This is a genomic window from Streptomyces sp. NPDC047706 (assembly GCF_043204795.1).
Taxonomy (GTDB): Bacteria; Actinomycetota; Actinomycetes; order Streptomycetales; family Streptomycetaceae; genus Streptomyces.
Genome location: NZ_JBIDCW010000013.1, coordinates 142,298 through 156,917 on the forward strand (window position 1 = coordinate 142,298; position 14,620 = coordinate 156,917).

The window sequence follows — 14,620 nt, forward strand, 5'->3', positions numbered from 1 at the left end:
GCACCGGCTTTCCGGTCGGGCTCCGCCGGTCACCCGCCGCCGAGTTCCCGGCGGAGCATGGTCAGGACCTCCGCGGCCTCGACGGCCACGTCGTGGCTCGGGCCGTGGACGAGCACGACGTCCTCGTACAGGGCCTCCAGGCACGCCAGGGCCTCCTGCGGGTTGCCCTGGCTGAGCAGCAGCATGCCGATGTCACGGCGCAGCTCCACAGCCGCGTCGCTGACGTCGCTCTCGACGGCCCGTTCCACTTCGAGGACGCCCCGCAGCTCCGCCAGCGCCTCGGTCACCTGGCCGAGTTCGCCGCGGCAGCGGGCCGCCTGGGCGCGGCAGTCGCGGGCGGCCTCGTCGGTCGGCCCGTTGATGCGGCCGTACGCCTCGGCCAGCGCCTCGAACTCGGGCAGGGCCGCCCGGTGGTCGCCCGCCAGCTGCCGGCTGACCGCCCGGCGGCGCCGTAGCCGCAGGACGGCCTTGTTCTCGGCGCCCAGGGCCCGCGCCAGCGGCTCGATCATCTCGCCCGCCACCTCGGCGGCCTGCGTGTAGCGCTCCTCCTCCATCAGGGCGATGTAGTGCTCGTCGACCTCCCGCAGCTGGGCCCGCAGCAGCTCCCGCTCGGGCGGCGAGACCACGTACTCGGCGACTTGGCCGGGCGCCGCCGTGTCCGGGGCGACACGGGCGTGGCTCTCGGCCCGGGCGCGGGGCGCGTAGGGGCGGCGGTAGAGCCGGGTCGGGTCCGGCGCCCCGGGAGGCCCGGCCTCCCCGAGGGCGGAGGACTCCCCGGGCGCGGGCAGGAAGGGCATCAGCCGCTCGTACACCTCCTGCACGTCCACCGGCCGGCTCTCCGGGGTCTTGCGGAGCAGGTGCAGGACCAGCGCCTCCAGCTCCTCCGGCACGTCGGCGCGCAGGCGTCGCAGCGGGGTGGGCGCGGCCCGGACGTGCTGGTCCATCAGCTCGAAGTCGCCGCGTGCGCTGAACAGGGGGTTGCCGCAGAGGAGTTCGTGGAGCACGCAGCCGAGGGCGTAGAGGTCGGTGCGCGGGGTGACCCGGGTGCCGCGCACCTGCTCGGGCGACATGTACTGGTGCGTGCCGATGGGCCGGCCGGAGGCCGTCAGCTTGGTGACGTCGGTCTGCAGGATCGCCGCGACACCGAAGTCGAGGACCTTCACCGTGCCGTCCCGCGCGACCAGGATGTTGGACGGCTTGAGGTCGCGGTGTACCACGGGCACGTCGTGCGCGTACGACAGCACGGTGGCGACCTGCGCGGCGACCGCCACTGCCCAGCTGACCGGCAGGGGCCGCTCCTCGTGCACGTACCGGGTGAGGGCGACGCCCTCCACCAGTTCCATGACGAGGAACAGGTGCTCGTAGGTGGTGTCGAGGACGGCGTCGTACACCTGCGGCACGCCTGGGTGCTGGATACGGGCGGTGATCCGGGCCTCGCGGCGGAAGCGCCGCTCCAGCTCCTCGGCCATCTGCGGCGTGGCGGCGACGGCCTGCGGCCGGATCCGCTTCACGGCGACGGGCCGGTCCAGGACCGCGTCGTAGCCCCGCCACACGTCGCCCATACCGCCGTTGCCGAGCCGCTCCAGCAACTCGTAGCGGCCTGCGATCGGTCTGTCCGGCACCTGTCCCCGCCCCGCGTCCTGCACTCGCGCTCGCTCGTCCCCCGAGCCCCGTTGGTTCGCGGCCAGTTTCCCCGGAAAGGGATCAGTGCGTCCAGCCTGGTCCTACGAGGGAGCGGCGGACGGGGCGTATCTCGCCACCGTGTACTCGGCCCAGACCGTCTTGCCGGGGCCGTCCGGGCGCGGTGAGCAGCCCCAGCGGTCCGCGAGGGCCTCGACCAGGAGCAGACCGCGTCCGCCGGTACGCGCGGGGCCCGCGGCGGGGTCGGTGGCAGGGGCGGCAGCGGGTTGGGGGAGTTCGTCGCCTCGCGTGTCGGTGACCTCCACGCGGACGGTGAGAGATGCCGCGGCGGGCGCGGAGAGGGCGATGAGGTGGACGCGGAAGTCGCGGCCGGTCACATGGCCGTGAGTGACGGCGTTGGTGGCGAGCTCGGAGATGAGCAGGCTCAGCACGTCGTGTTCCTCGCTGCCGTAGGGCACACCCCAGGCGTCGAGCCGTTCCCCGCAGAGCCGACGGGCCAGGCGCGCGCCTCGGGGGGTCGAGCTGAGGCGGAGGGTGAAGCAGGAGTGTACGGGGGTCGCCGGTGCGGGTTGTTCCGTTCGGTTCATGCACACAGCGTGGGTGGTTGTGGCATAGCGTGACCAGGGGTGACGCGCTGACGCGGTGGGGAGTACCCGCGGGCGCTGACCGTGTACGGGACTGTACGGCCGCGTTAGCGGGAAGTGGGGTTTGCGGTGTTGGACGACAAGGAGAGCAGCGTCGACGCCGAGGTGCCGGGGCAACGGCAAACAGAGGACGAGCCTGCCAGGGGCCTGATCGGCGCGTTCGGGCGGCAGTTGAAGCTGCTGCGGACGCGGGCGGGCATGGAACGGGCCGAGCTCGGCAGAAGGGTCGGATACTCGGCGGACAGCATCGCCTCGTACGAGCAGGGACGGCGGGTTCCGCAGCCACGGTTCATCGACCAGGCGGACGAGGTGCTGGATGCGGGCGGGTTGTTGGTGGCGTTGAAGGGGGAGGTGGCCCGGGCGCGGTATCCGGCCTTCTTCCGGGACATGGCTCGATTGGAGGAGGACGCTGTTTCACTCCATGTATACGGAGCACTTGCAGTGCCCGGTCTGCTGCAGACCGAGGAGTACGCACGCGCGGTCTTCGCCATGCGCAGGCCCCTCCTTGACGAGGCCACCGTCGAGCAGCGAGTATCCGCTCGCCTTGCCCGACAGGAGATCTTCGCCAGAAGTCCGCTTCCGACACTGAGCTTTGTGATCGAGGAGGCGGTTCTGCGCCGCCCACTCGGTGGGGCGTCCACACACAGAGGGCAACTCGAACAGATCCTTCTCCACGGCCAACGGCGGAACGTGGAGATTCAGGTCATGCCCACTACTGGCGTCGAACACTGCGGCCTCGGAGGCCCGTTCACCCTGATCGAGACCGGCGACGGACAGCGGATGGCTTACGTTGAAGTCCAGCGGAACAGCCGCCTCTACAGCGAGCGGGAAGAGGTGCGGGATGTCGAGGAACAGTACGGCATCCTCAGGGCGCAAGCCCTGACTCCGCGTGAGTCGATGGCTTTCGTCGAGGGACTTCTGGGAGAGAGATGAACCGCCAGGCAAGGGAGCCGCACTGGTTCAAGAGCAGCTACAGCAGCGGGGAGGGTGGCGAATGCGTCGAGGTCTGCCTCGCGTCGGACGCTGTACTGGTCAGGGACTCGAAGCGGGCAACGGGCCCAGTGCTAAGCGTTGACGCCAACGCCTGGTCCGCCTTCGTGGAGCAGGCCGCGCGCAGCTGAGGCAGGTAGGGGCGCCTGGGGGCACCGGCACCGAATGGGTGGCCGGTGCCCCAGCCGCCGTCAGAAGTCGTCCAGCCCTTCCTTCCGGCGGATCAACGGCACAACCCTTACTTACTCTTGTTCGACCTGCTCATCGTGCAATGCTCGTGCAAGATCAGAGAGAGTGGCGATACCGTCCAACGTCCACCGTGCTGGTCCTTGCACTGCCACGGGGGCCTCCTGCCAGCCGGCGAGTTCGTAGAGGTTTAGGACCAGGCGGGTCGGAGAGTAGGCCTTCCCGTCGACCGCCCATACGAGGCACCGCGTCCGGTCGTTCACCCAGGTGGCTTCACCGCGTCGGGGGTCTTCCGCGAGCCAAGGGGTGAGCGCTTCGATCTCGGGTTTGTTCCACAGGCGCAGCCGGACTGGTGTGCCGTTCTTGATCCTTCCGCTGTCCACAAGAGTAGGCACAGCGTTGGGGCGGCGTGGCTTGCGCTTACTCTCCTTGGTGGCCTTATAGATCACCGGTAGATCGGGGATGACTCCTTCGCGTTCCGCGTCACGCAGTACTAGCTCCGCAAGCCGCTTGCAGCGCCCGGCGTCAGTGAGTGTTCCACTAAGGAAGGAGGTGGGACCGTACTCCGTGTCGATGTGGTGGATCAACCAGGATAGGACCCGATTGGTGAGTGCAGGCACCTCTTGCAGCGCCGCGTCCCAGCCGTACTCCGGATCGTCGATGCGATCCTGATCGAGAAGCTGAAATACCAGGTGGGTGATGAGTAGGTCACCTCGCTGGCTCACGTCGGCGGCGCGCTTCTGGAACCGCTTGCGCTCTTCGTTGAGAGCGGTACCTACAGCGCGGTGCACAAGTACCGAGCGCCAGATCTGGAAGGCGCTGGGACGCTCTCCGAAGAGGCGAGGGTAGGCGCCTCTGCTGCCGCGCTCCCATAGAAGGTCTGTGTCCCTCTTTGCTCGTACAGCGAGTTCGGTGTTGCGGTGCGCACAAGCCAGGGCAATGGCGGCGTGTACAACCGAGCAACCCTCGTCCGGAGCCGGGTCGGGTTCACCACGCTTGAACACGTAAGATTTTTGCAGGGACAGCATGAAGTCTTCGCGGATCATCGCCTGCACCTCATCCAGGGCGATGAAGTCGCGCTGCTCCACGTGGTTCTGCGTATTGGTTGTCTCGGTGATGCGCTGTGCGAGATCCGGCGTGTTCCTGTCGACAACGATCACCTTGACCGTGACCTCGGCGTCCTCCACCGTTTCGGGGGACGCCTCCATAGCGCGATGTGCCGCAGCGACGGTTTGTGCGCCGTTTACGACGCTGACTCCTGAGATCCGCAGGTGCACGGGCTCGTCTGGACGGCGGCGTCCTGGCCACTCCTCTTCGAGTTGATCGCACAGCACTGTCACGCCGTTGTTGAAAAGCCAGAAGTGCTCCGGCTCATTCGTCAGAGTGCCTAGCATGCCCGAATTGACTCGGGTAGTACCGAGGGACTGGCGCAAGTTCTGCTCGTACAACCGGCTTTCATGCGCCTGATACCATTCGGCGAGATTGCTGGCCGGAACCGTACCTTGGTAAGCGGTGAGTGGAGTATTCCGCCGGAGCCAGTTCGTCATCCGAACGGTTACCCGTACAGGCTCGGGCGCGAGATCCTCACGAATCTGTCGGAGGATGTCCGCAGCGTGGACTACGCGGTACTCAAGGACCGGCCCAAGGCCGTTGAACTCGTTCCGAGCGTCTTCAAGAACGTTGGTGGTTTCCTTGCTGAGTGTTCCCACACCCATGACAGCGATGACCAGAGTCACCTTTAGCCGGGCGTCGTGCATCGCTGCATTGACACGAGCGGCGATTGGCTCCAGGCGGTCGTTGAAGCGGTCGAAACTTCGCTGCTCGATGAGGCGGAGACCAGCGATGAGCTTGTGGGCCGCGTTGGTGTCGAGCTTGCCCTTGCCCTCGTCGCTCCACTTGGCTTGAACGAGCCAGACCTCTTGTGTGCCCTCGGTGACTGCCACGCCGTCGATACCCTGGTCATCTTCACCGTCGATGACAGAGACGCCGGCGACCTTGTGATCGCAGCCGGTCACTTCGCGTACAGCAGCCGCCGTCAACGCGCGGGAGAGGAAGCGCTGTTCGTAGCCCTGCTGGTCGTATCCTTTGAGGTCATCGTCATAGATGAGCCCCTTGTACTGCTGCAGAAGGGCAGTGCGGATCTGGTGAATATGGATAGGGGCCGTTGCGGCCCTGCGTTCTGTCTCTTCCAACTCTGCCCCCAGTGCCATGCGCTGCGTCGCCCTGACACAGCCTAGCGTTGATCTTTCATGACGGTCTGCGGATCGCTGGATGGGTCTCGCGCTGTCCGTTGGGGCATGGGCAGCTCCATGGCCCGAGTTCCGCCTTGGAGGTAGCGCCGGGTCCCACTGCTCTGGGTGTTGAGGTGCGGTGCTGTCGAAGGGGCGATGAATCCGTCGATCACAAAGCGCGGCATAGACCGCCCGTCGATCTCCATCAGGCTGGGGCAACTCCAGGCAGGCGCGGCCGCGGTCCGGCGCCGGGTGGTGCCGGACCGCGGGCACCGTCAGAAGTCGTCCAGCCCTTCCTCCCGGCGGATCATCCGCCAGGCCGCGCGGCGCGCGCTGCGGTCGAGGTTGGACTTGAAGTCCCTGTCCGCCCCGAAGTACCGCTTTCCGAGGGTGTCGATCGTGGAGACATGGTCCATCATGTTCTCCTCGAACTTCTTGTCGAAGACGACGCCGAAGTTCTCCTCGTCGTTGACGAGGGCGGCGGCCCGGACCTTCGGGTCCTTCTTCGTCGCGTTGAAGGCCGGGAGGACGTCCTCCTCGGTGAACTCCGTGCCGAACTTCGCGTTGAACTTCTCGATCAGTTCGGACAGCAGCGACTTCTCGGCGTCCTTCCCGCCGCCGACCCCGTCGCCGAACCCCACGAGTTCGGCGGGGCCGTCGGGGAGCAGGGACTTGTCGTGCTCGCCGGTCTTCTCGACGCGCAGGTGGCTGAGGTCGACCTCGCCTATGTCGACGCCGCCGTCCGCGAGGCGGGGCAGTCGGTTGAGCAGGTAACGCCCGTACAGGTACAGCCGCTCCAGGTCCGCGTCCTGGTAGGGAACGATCTGCGCCAGGAAGCCGTACTTACGCACGTAGTCGTTGAGGTGGGCCCGGAACTCCTCGGCGGTCTCTACGTCGTCCTCCTCCTCGCTCTCCAGGAGGACGCTGAAGCGGGTGACGCCGGGGGAGAGGAGCCGGTACAGCTCGGCGTGCAGCTTCTCCCACTTGGCCTGGGAGCCGCCGGCCTTCTGCTGCGCCTCGAAGTACGCGGCGACGAACTCGTCCATGTCCTGCTCCGAGATGATCGGCGCGGACATGACCCGGCTCTGGGCCGTGTACAGCAGGTTCGGGTCGGAGGGCAGGGTGTGCGCCTCCTCGAAGTACGGGCGGAAGGCGTCCTGGATGTCCTCGGCGTCGTTGACGAAGTCCAGGACGGCGAGGTCGGCCTGCGACTTGCGGTCGGCGGTGCGGTTGAGGCGCGAGACCGTCTGCACGGCAGCGATGCCGGTCAGCGTCTTGTTGACGTACATCGCGGTCAGGAGCGGCTGGTCGAAGCCGGTCTGGTACTTCTCGGCGACGACGAGGATCCGGTACTCCTGCTGTCCCTTGCCGCCGGCCTTCGCGGCCTTGTCGTCGGCACGGCTGTAGGCGAAGGCCTTGGGCAGCGCGCTCTCCGGCAGACCGCCGTTCTCCTTGCTCTCGGTGGTCTCCTCACCGTCGATGGTGAGGGAGCCGGAGAAAGCGACCAGGACACCGAGGTCCGGGTACTTGGTGTCGTACTCGCGGTCGGCGATGTAGCTCTGGATGGCGCGGGCCATCTGCACGGCGGAGTGGCGGGACGCCGTGACGACCATGGCCTTGGCCCGGCCACCGAGCCGGCCGCGGGTGTAGGCGAGGAAGTGCTCGACGATCACCGTGGCGTGCTGGGACACCGTGTGCTCGTGCATCAGGGCGAACCGGGCGAGGTGGCTGTTCGCCTTGGAGGGATCGACCTCCTTCTCGTCGCGGTTGAGGTTCGCGAGCTTCCAGTAGGTGTTGTAGGTGACGTAGTTGCGCAGGGGATCGAGGATGAAGCCCTCCTCGATCGCTTGGCGCATGGAGTAGGTGTGGAAGGGGCGGTAGACGGTCTTGCCGTTCTCCACGCCTTCCGTGCCGAAGAGTTCGAGGGTCTTGGACTTGGGGGTGGCGGTGAACGCGAAGTAGGAGAGGTTGGCGGCCTGGGAGCGCTCGACCGCCCTCGCCTTCAGCTTGTCGTCCACGGTGACCTTGCTCGCGCCCATGTCGTCCGAGTCGGCGTCCAGGCCGAGGTCGCGCAGGGCGGACTTCACGGCGGTGGCGGCGTCGCCGGACTGGGAGGAGTGCGCCTCGTCGACGATGATCGCGAAGCGGGTGCCCTGGATCTCGGTCGGGTTGCGCTTGATGTAGTCCAGCAGCGCGGGGAACGAGTGCAGGGTGACGGTGACGATCTTCCCGGTGTCCCGGGAGAGTGCGCGGGCGAGTTGCTCGCTCTTGGACCCGTGCTTCTCGTCGACCTTCACGACCAGGCCGTCGGTCTGCGAGAAGCTGCCGACAGTCGCCGAGAGCTGGGCGTCCAGCGCGCGGCGGTCGGTGATGACGATGACCTTGTCGAACACGGGCTCGCCGGGCTTGATACGGCCGTCGGCGAGGGCGTCGGGTCGCAGAACGTGCGGATCGTGGCGGGCGTGCAGGTCGCTGAGGCGGTGGGCAAGCCAGCCGATGGTGTTCGACTTGCCGGAGCCGGCGGAGGCCATGACCAGGTAGTTCTGGCCGGCGCCGTGGACGGACGCGTGCGCGGTGAGCTTGCGGACCACGTCCCACTGGTGGAAGCGGGGGAAGATCGTCGACTTGGTGGTGCCGCCGCCGGGCGTCTTGTGCTTCTGCTGGTGCACGAAACGTTGGAGGAGGTCGAGCCAGTTGTCCCGTTGCCAGACCTCTTCCCAGAGGTAGGACGTGGCGTACTTGCCGTGAGCGGTGGGCGCCGGGTTACCGGCCCCGCCGGGGTGACCGGGCCCGTTGGAGCCGGTGTTGAACGGCAGGAACCGGGTGCTCTTGCCGCGCAGTTGGGTGGTGACGAAGACCAGGTCCGGGTCGACGGCGAAGTTGGCGATGACGCGACGTGTGAAGATCAGCTCGGTCGGGTCGCGGTCGGTCCGGTACTGCTCCTTGGCCTGCTCGACCCCCTGACCGGTGAGCGGGTTCTTCAGCTCGGCCGTGGCGACGGGGATTCCGTTGAGGAACAGGGTCAGGTCGAGGCGGTGACCCCAGTCGGCCTGCTTGGTGGCGTAAGGGAGTTCCCGGACGACGGTGAGGCGGTTGGCCCGGTAGCCGTCGAGGACGGAGTCCGCGGAGATGAGGTTGGGCTTGAAGTAGGCGACGCGGAGTAGGACCCCGCGGTCCTTCACGCCGTTGCGGAGGACGTGGAGCAGCCCGTCGTCGGCGATGGCCCGGTCGAGACGCTGCGCGAAACCGCGCTGGGCTTCGTTGGGGTTGCCGCCGTAGACGGTGAGGAGTTCGTTCCACTCGTCGGGCTGAGTCGCGCCGATGAAGGTGAACAGCTCGTTGGTGTCCAGACCGAGGTCGGCCTGGTAGTCTTCGGGGTTCGCATCCCGCCACCCGCGTTCGCAGAGTGCGGCGACGATGGCGGAACCGAAGGACGACTCGTCGTGCACGGGGCTCATGCGCAGACTCCTTCGGTTGCGTTGCGGCCGCTGGCGGTGGTGACGTCGAATTGCCCGGTTACGGCGGCGGTGATCAATGCCTGACGGCGTTCTTTCATTACAGCTGACTGCCGTTTGAGCGCGTCCGAAAGTTCCCGAGACCACTCGATCGACCGTTGAACCATGAGCGCGAGCTTTCTCTGATCTGACTCGGAAGGCCAGTTCAAATAGAAGTTGGCCATGTCCTCCATGCCGAGGGTGCGCTGAGCGCTGTCGTTACCCGTGGCCAACAACGCTTGTTCTTGGAAGTCCGCCGTATTGATCCAAGTGGTCAACAGCTCGCGATCCACTCGGGGCTGGGGGCGAAGCACAGCAATAGCCCTGTTGACGTTAGCTCCGGCAACGCTACCCGGTGCTACTGCTGCACGCCCCAAGGTGCCCACCACGCTTACGAGCACATCCCCCGTGCGCACGACAGTGGTTGGGTACTGGGTAGACACCTCGGGGGAAATGGTGATGAGACTTTCAGCCCTCCCCGGAAGGTCCAAGAGGTCATTCACCCGAATGAACTTGACCCCGTTATCCTCAAATTTTGGTACCAGGACTCCATACCTAGGACGGGCTGCCAAGAGGAACTTCAGTCGGGTTGGTGACGTATCAACACTTCGAAAATGCGCGCGTACCTGAGCATCCCTGTGCGACATCAGTAGTTGATGTTGCCGTTCCCGCAGCGCTAGTAGTTGGTCAATGTGGGCGGTCTCGGCGTCGAGGAAGTCGGCGATGCGGCGCTGCTCCTCCAGCGTAGGCAGTTCGATGGGCAACGCCCGTACCCGCTCGGCGCTGATGTGGTAGATGTTCGCGCCCGTCGCGACGGAGGCGAAGAGGCCACTTCCGAATGCTGACCTGGCCCACCATTCGAGGAAACGCCCATCAGTGATGCCGGCGCGGGGACGCATCCTCAGAAGAGTGTTCTGAAAGCATACGACCCCGTCGACTCCTCCCCGCCATACAGCGGAGGCCCCTACGGACCGCAGACTTCCGCTGCCTTCAGTGACAAGAACATCGCCGACACGTAGGGAGAAGATCTGCTGTTCGGCCGGAGTGAAGTTCATGGACTTGACGTCCGCCAGTTCAAGCGCTCCGTCTTTGACGTTGGCGGCTCGCAAGTACGGAACCATGTGCGGTCCGGAGTCGTGCTGTGGCGAGCGCTGGCGTCCGAGAGCTACTTCAGCGGCAGCACGTACCGTCGTCGTCCGCCTCATTCCGTAACCTCCCCCAACAGCCCCTGAATCTCCGCCTCCAGCGCCTTCAACTCCGCGTCAATCTCCGCCAACGGCCTCGGCGGCGCATACACATAGAAGTGCCGCGTGAACGGGATCTCGTACCCGATCTTCGTCTTTGTGTGGTCGATCCACGCGTCCGGTACGTGCGGGTGGACCTCCCGCGCCAGGTACTCCTCGACGTCCTCGCCCAACGGCACGTTCTCGTAGTCCCGCAGCTCCGCGTCCGGCTCCGGCTGACCCTTGACGCGCTGGACCTCGCCCTCCGGGTCCCGTACCCCGATGACCTCCCGCAGCGCCTTGTTGAACGGCGCTCCCGTGGGCCACGTCCCGCCGGCCTGGACCACCGCGTCCTTCAGGGCGAGCCAGGCCTCCTGCTTCGTACCCCAACTGCCGCCCATCAGAGCCTTGAAGGCGTCCGCCAGAACCGCAGCCTGCGGCAGCTTCTGGATGACCTTGGACGCCTCCAGCGCCGCCAGCGTTTCCTCCGTCACCTCGAACCGCAGTTTCAGCGGCCGTTCCACAGTGATCCGCTGGTAGCCGAAGTCCTCGTTCCAGAAGACCTTCACCTTGCCGTGCAGCGGGTGCTCCGCGTCCCCCGCCACGGCCAGCGCCTCGCCGTACAGCTTGACCACCGTGGCGATGTGGTCGGCGCCGAGCTGCTTGCGCTTGTCACCGAGCGACTTACGCATCTTCTGCCACTGGTCCCGCGCGTCCAACAGCACGACCTTGCCCTTGTGGTCCGGGCTCTTGCGGTTGGTCAGGATCCAGAAGTACGTCGAGATGCCGGTGTTGTAGAAGAGCTGGTCCGGCAGGGCGACGATGCCCTCCAGCCAGTCGTTCTCCAGGATCCAGCGGCGGATCTCCGACTCGCCCGAGCCGGCCGCGCCCGTGAACAGCGGCGAACCGTTGAAGACGATCGCGATGCGCGAGCCGCCCCCGCCGTTCACGTCCACCGGCTTCATCTTGTCGATCATGTGCTGGAGGAACAGCAGCGAGCCGTCGTTGATGCGCGGCAGCCCCGCGCCGAAGCGGCCGGCCTCGCCGAGCTCCTTGTGCTCGGCCTCGACCTCCTCCTTGACCTTCTTCCACTCCACGCCGAACGGCGGGTTGGCCAGCATGTAGTCGAAGGTCTTGCGCTTGTGGCCGTCGTCGGAGAAGGAGTTGCCGAAGGCGATGTTCTCCGGGTCCTGGCCCTTGATCATGAGGTCGGACCGGCAGATCGCCCACGACTCGGGGTTGAGCTCCTGCCCGTACACCTCCACCGTGGCGTCCGGGTTCAGCTCCGTGATCAGGTCGTCCATCGCGGAAAGCATCCCGCCCGTGCCGCAGGCCGGGTCGAGGACCGTGCGCACGGCGCCCGGAAGCTGGAGCGCGTCGCCGTCCGGGGCGACCAGCAGCCGCACCATGAGCTGGATGACCTCACGCGGCGTGAAGTGCTCACCGGCCGTCTCGTTGGACTGCTCGGAGAAGCGGCGGATCAACTCCTCGAAGATGTAGCCCATGTTGTGGTTGGGCACGATCTCGGGACGCAGGTCCAGGTCGGTGAACTTGCCGATGACCTGGTAGAGCAGCCCCGCGCTGTCCAGCCGCTTGATCTGCTGGGCGAACTCGAAGCGGTCCAGCACGCCGCGGGCGTTGTCGGAGAACGCCCCCACATACACCGCGAGGTTCCTCGCGGCGTTCTGCGGGTCCGCCGCGATCTTCTTCAGTGTCAGGTTGGACCTGTTGTAGAAGGCGTGGCCCGAGGCCCGGCGCAGGAAGCGGTCCGGGTCGATGTCACTGTCCTTGTACTGTCCCGCGATCTCCGCGACCTTCTCGCGGGTCGGTTCCAGCACGCACTCCAGTCGCCGCAGCACCGTGAACGGCAGGATGACCTTGCCGTAGTCGGACTGCTTGTAGTCCCCCCGCAGGAGGTCGGCGACGGACCATGCGTGGTTCGCCAACTCCGTGTGCTTGCTGCTGTTCAAGACTTCTTCCGCTTCCCTTCCAGGGCCGGTACGGATGACGTGGAGCGCGGCGGGAGGGTGGGGTCCTCGTCCGTCCGCATCATGAGTGGGGGAGTTCGACGGTCTCGGGTTCGTGCGGGACCAGCTGTCCGCCCGTGAGGCCGTCGGCCACGAGCCGTGCCGTCTCCTCGGCCAATTCCTCGGCCCTGCGGGCCTGTTCACGCAGTGCGGCAACGTGCCGGAACGCCTCCCCGTACCGCCGCTGTTCCTCCAGTGGCAGCAGGGGGACGCGCAGCCGGCCCGGGCTGAGATGCAGTGTTGAGCTGCCGGTCGAGGCGCCGGTCAGGTTGGCGTCCGAGCCGAGGAAGCCGTAGAGAAACCAGGGGTCGAGCCGTGCCGGGTCGGGCCTGAAGAGGTGAACGCCCGGACCGAGCAGTACCCCTGCCTCGTCCTCGCCCGCGACCCGCGCGACGGGGCCTCGGCCGCCGATCAGGCCCCGCACCAGCACGTCGCCCACGGCGATCTCCGGCACCTGTTCTGCTGCCTGCGCGTCCTCGATGCGTCCCGTCGGATCGCTTCCGCGAGCGATGTCGCCGCCGGTGAGGGCGGGCCGGGTCGCTCCACCACCCGCCCCCAGATCCCCTTCGCCATCCGCCTGCCTCGGCGAAGCAGGCGCTGTCCGCAGGACCTTCAACGCGCCGCCCCGGGCCAGGTCGGACACCGTGGCCGAACGCCACTGGCGGGCCTCGTCGCCCGCGGCGTCCCACAGCTCCGTGGCGGCCAGCAGCGCGACCGACCGCGCCGCCCCCGTCAGCGTCTCCCGGGCCGCGACGGTCTGGTCGGCCAGCTCCCGCGGGTCCGTATCCGCCTGGGAAGCACGCACCTGCCGGGCCGGGGTCACGTCGACGACCTCGTCGAGCAGGTCGACCACGCTCACCGCCCGCGCCAAACCGGCCTGTGCCTCGAACCCGTCCGGGTCCTCGGCGTACGCCGTCCACGCGGAGAGGATCTGCTCGGTCACCCGCGCCCAGTCCACCGCACCGGCCCGGCTCCCGCCGCGCCCCGGAGCCGTGGGCTCGTCCGCCGTGTCGACGAAGAGCACCGTCTGGTACGCCGGCCGGGTCGGCTCCGGCCGCTGCAGCACCCACACCTGCAGGCCGATGTGCAGCGGGATCGCCGCCCCCGGCGGCAGGGCCGCCACCGCCCGCAGCGCGCCGCTGCGGATCAGCTCGGCGCGGATGCGGCGGCCGGAGGTGCGGGTCGCGGTGGCCGGCGGGAGGAGCAGCACGGCGTGGCCGCCCGGTTCGAGGTGGGCCAGCGCGTGCTGGACCCAGGCCAGTTCGGACTCGGCGCGGGGCGGGAATCCGTACGCCCAGCGCGGGTCGTAGGCCAGTTCGTCGTGGCCCCAGTCCCGGTCGCCGTAGGGCGGGTTGCACAGCACGGCGTCGACGGTGAGGTCCGGGAAGGCGTCGGCGCGCAGGCTGTCGCCCGTGCGCACGGTGACGTCCGCGCCCTCCCCGGCCGTCAGAGTCAGGCCGACCGCCGTGCGGCGCGCCTGGACCGGAAGGCTGTCCTGCCCGTACAGCTCGCTTGCGCCGCGCGCGGCGGCGGCCGTCAGCAGGGTGCCGCTGCCGCAAGCGGGGTCGAGGACGCGGGCCGGGGAGCCCGGGATCAGGCGGGCCAGCAGGTCGGCGAGCGGGGCCGGGGTGCGGTAGGCGCCGCTGGCGGCGCTGTCCTCCAGTTCCCGTTCCGCCAGGACGCCCAGTGCCGTCTGCGCGCCCTCGTCACGGACGCAGAGCAGCAGGGCGCGCAGGACCGTGGTGTCGGCGTCGGTGAACCGGACGGATTCCGTGTCCGGCACCACGTCCGCGACGCCGGCCGCCGCGTCATTCGCCTGCTTCACCAGGTCGGCGTCGGGCAGTGTGAGCAGTCCGGTGAGGTCGTCGGCGGGGCGGCGGGCCGCAGCCGAGACCAACACGAGCAGATCGGACGCAGCGGCGCCGGCCTGCTCCCGGAGGCGCAGGGTGGTGCGCAGCTCCCCGCTGGGGGTGGCCGCCGTGTGCTGTCCGCGTGAGGCGAGCCAGGCGCGGACCTCCTCCAGGTCGTACAGCGGGCTGCTGTCCGTGCCGCCCGAGGGCGCGGGGAAGTCGTCGTGCCGGCGTCGCCAGTTGCTGACGGTGGCGCGCGTGACACCCGCGATGCGGGAGATCTCGGCGGCTGTCACCTGGGCGGACGGTGGGGGTGGCTGCGGCATGGATGGGT

9 protein-coding genes are annotated in these 14,620 nt (G+C 67.8%); 2 read left to right on the forward strand and 7 right to left on the reverse strand.

All coding sequences use genetic code 11. The features are described 5' to 3' along the window. Nucleotides 1-29: 29 nt before the first annotated feature. Nucleotides 30-1,622 (reverse strand): protein kinase, encoded by a 1,593-nt coding sequence (locus tag ACGF8A_RS17850; RefSeq protein WP_393109104.1) that lies wholly within the window; start codon nucleotides 1,620-1,622, stop codon nucleotides 30-32. Nucleotides 1,623-1,724: 102 nt separating this feature from the next. Then, nucleotides 1,725-2,228: an ATP-binding protein gene (locus ACGF8A_RS17855; RefSeq protein WP_393109106.1), complete on the reverse strand. Its 504-nt coding sequence runs from the start codon at nucleotides 2,226-2,228 to the stop codon at nucleotides 1,725-1,727. Nucleotides 2,229-2,390: 162 nt separating this feature from the next. On the opposite strand from ACGF8A_RS17855, the gene ACGF8A_RS17860 reads away from it, so the two are divergent. Together ACGF8A_RS17860 and ACGF8A_RS17865 are read left to right on the forward strand one after the other, a co-directional pair. Continuing rightward, on the forward strand, nucleotides 2,391-3,218 hold the full coding sequence (locus ACGF8A_RS17860; protein WP_393109196.1) for a helix-turn-helix domain-containing protein: 828 nt from the start codon (nucleotides 2,391-2,393) through the stop codon (nucleotides 3,216-3,218). Then, entirely contained in the window at nucleotides 3,215-3,406 is a 192-nt protein-coding gene (locus ACGF8A_RS17865; RefSeq protein WP_393109108.1) for a DUF397 domain-containing protein, read from the forward strand. Before ACGF8A_RS17860 ends, ACGF8A_RS17865 begins: the two co-directional genes overlap by 4 nt. A gap of 111 nt (nucleotides 3,407-3,517) precedes the next feature. Here ACGF8A_RS17865 and ACGF8A_RS17870 read toward each other — a convergent pair whose 3' ends face one another. The 5 genes from ACGF8A_RS17870 to ACGF8A_RS17890 form a co-directional block, all read right to left on the reverse strand. After that, entirely contained in the window at nucleotides 3,518-5,671 is a 2,154-nt protein-coding gene (locus ACGF8A_RS17870; RefSeq protein ID WP_393109110.1) for an AIPR family protein, read from the reverse strand. 296 nt (nucleotides 5,672-5,967) lie between these two features. Then, nucleotides 5,968-9,150: a type I restriction endonuclease subunit R gene (locus ACGF8A_RS17875; protein ID WP_393109112.1), complete on the reverse strand. Its 3,183-nt coding sequence runs from the start codon at nucleotides 9,148-9,150 to the stop codon at nucleotides 5,968-5,970. Further along, entirely contained in the window at nucleotides 9,147-10,295 is a 1,149-nt protein-coding gene (locus ACGF8A_RS17880; protein WP_393109114.1) for a restriction endonuclease subunit S, read from the reverse strand. Before ACGF8A_RS17880 ends, ACGF8A_RS17875 begins: the two co-directional genes overlap by 4 nt. A 92-nt stretch (nucleotides 10,296-10,387) precedes the next feature. Further along, nucleotides 10,388-12,379, reverse strand: a complete 1,992-nt coding sequence (locus tag ACGF8A_RS17885) for an N-6 DNA methylase (protein WP_393109116.1) — start codon at nucleotides 12,377-12,379, stop codon at nucleotides 10,388-10,390. 79 nt (nucleotides 12,380-12,458) lie between these two features. Further along, nucleotides 12,459-14,612, reverse strand: coding sequence for an N-6 DNA methylase (locus ACGF8A_RS17890; protein ID WP_393109118.1), 2,154 nt, complete (start codon nucleotides 14,610-14,612; stop codon nucleotides 12,459-12,461). Nucleotides 14,613-14,620: the final 8 nt, after the last annotated feature.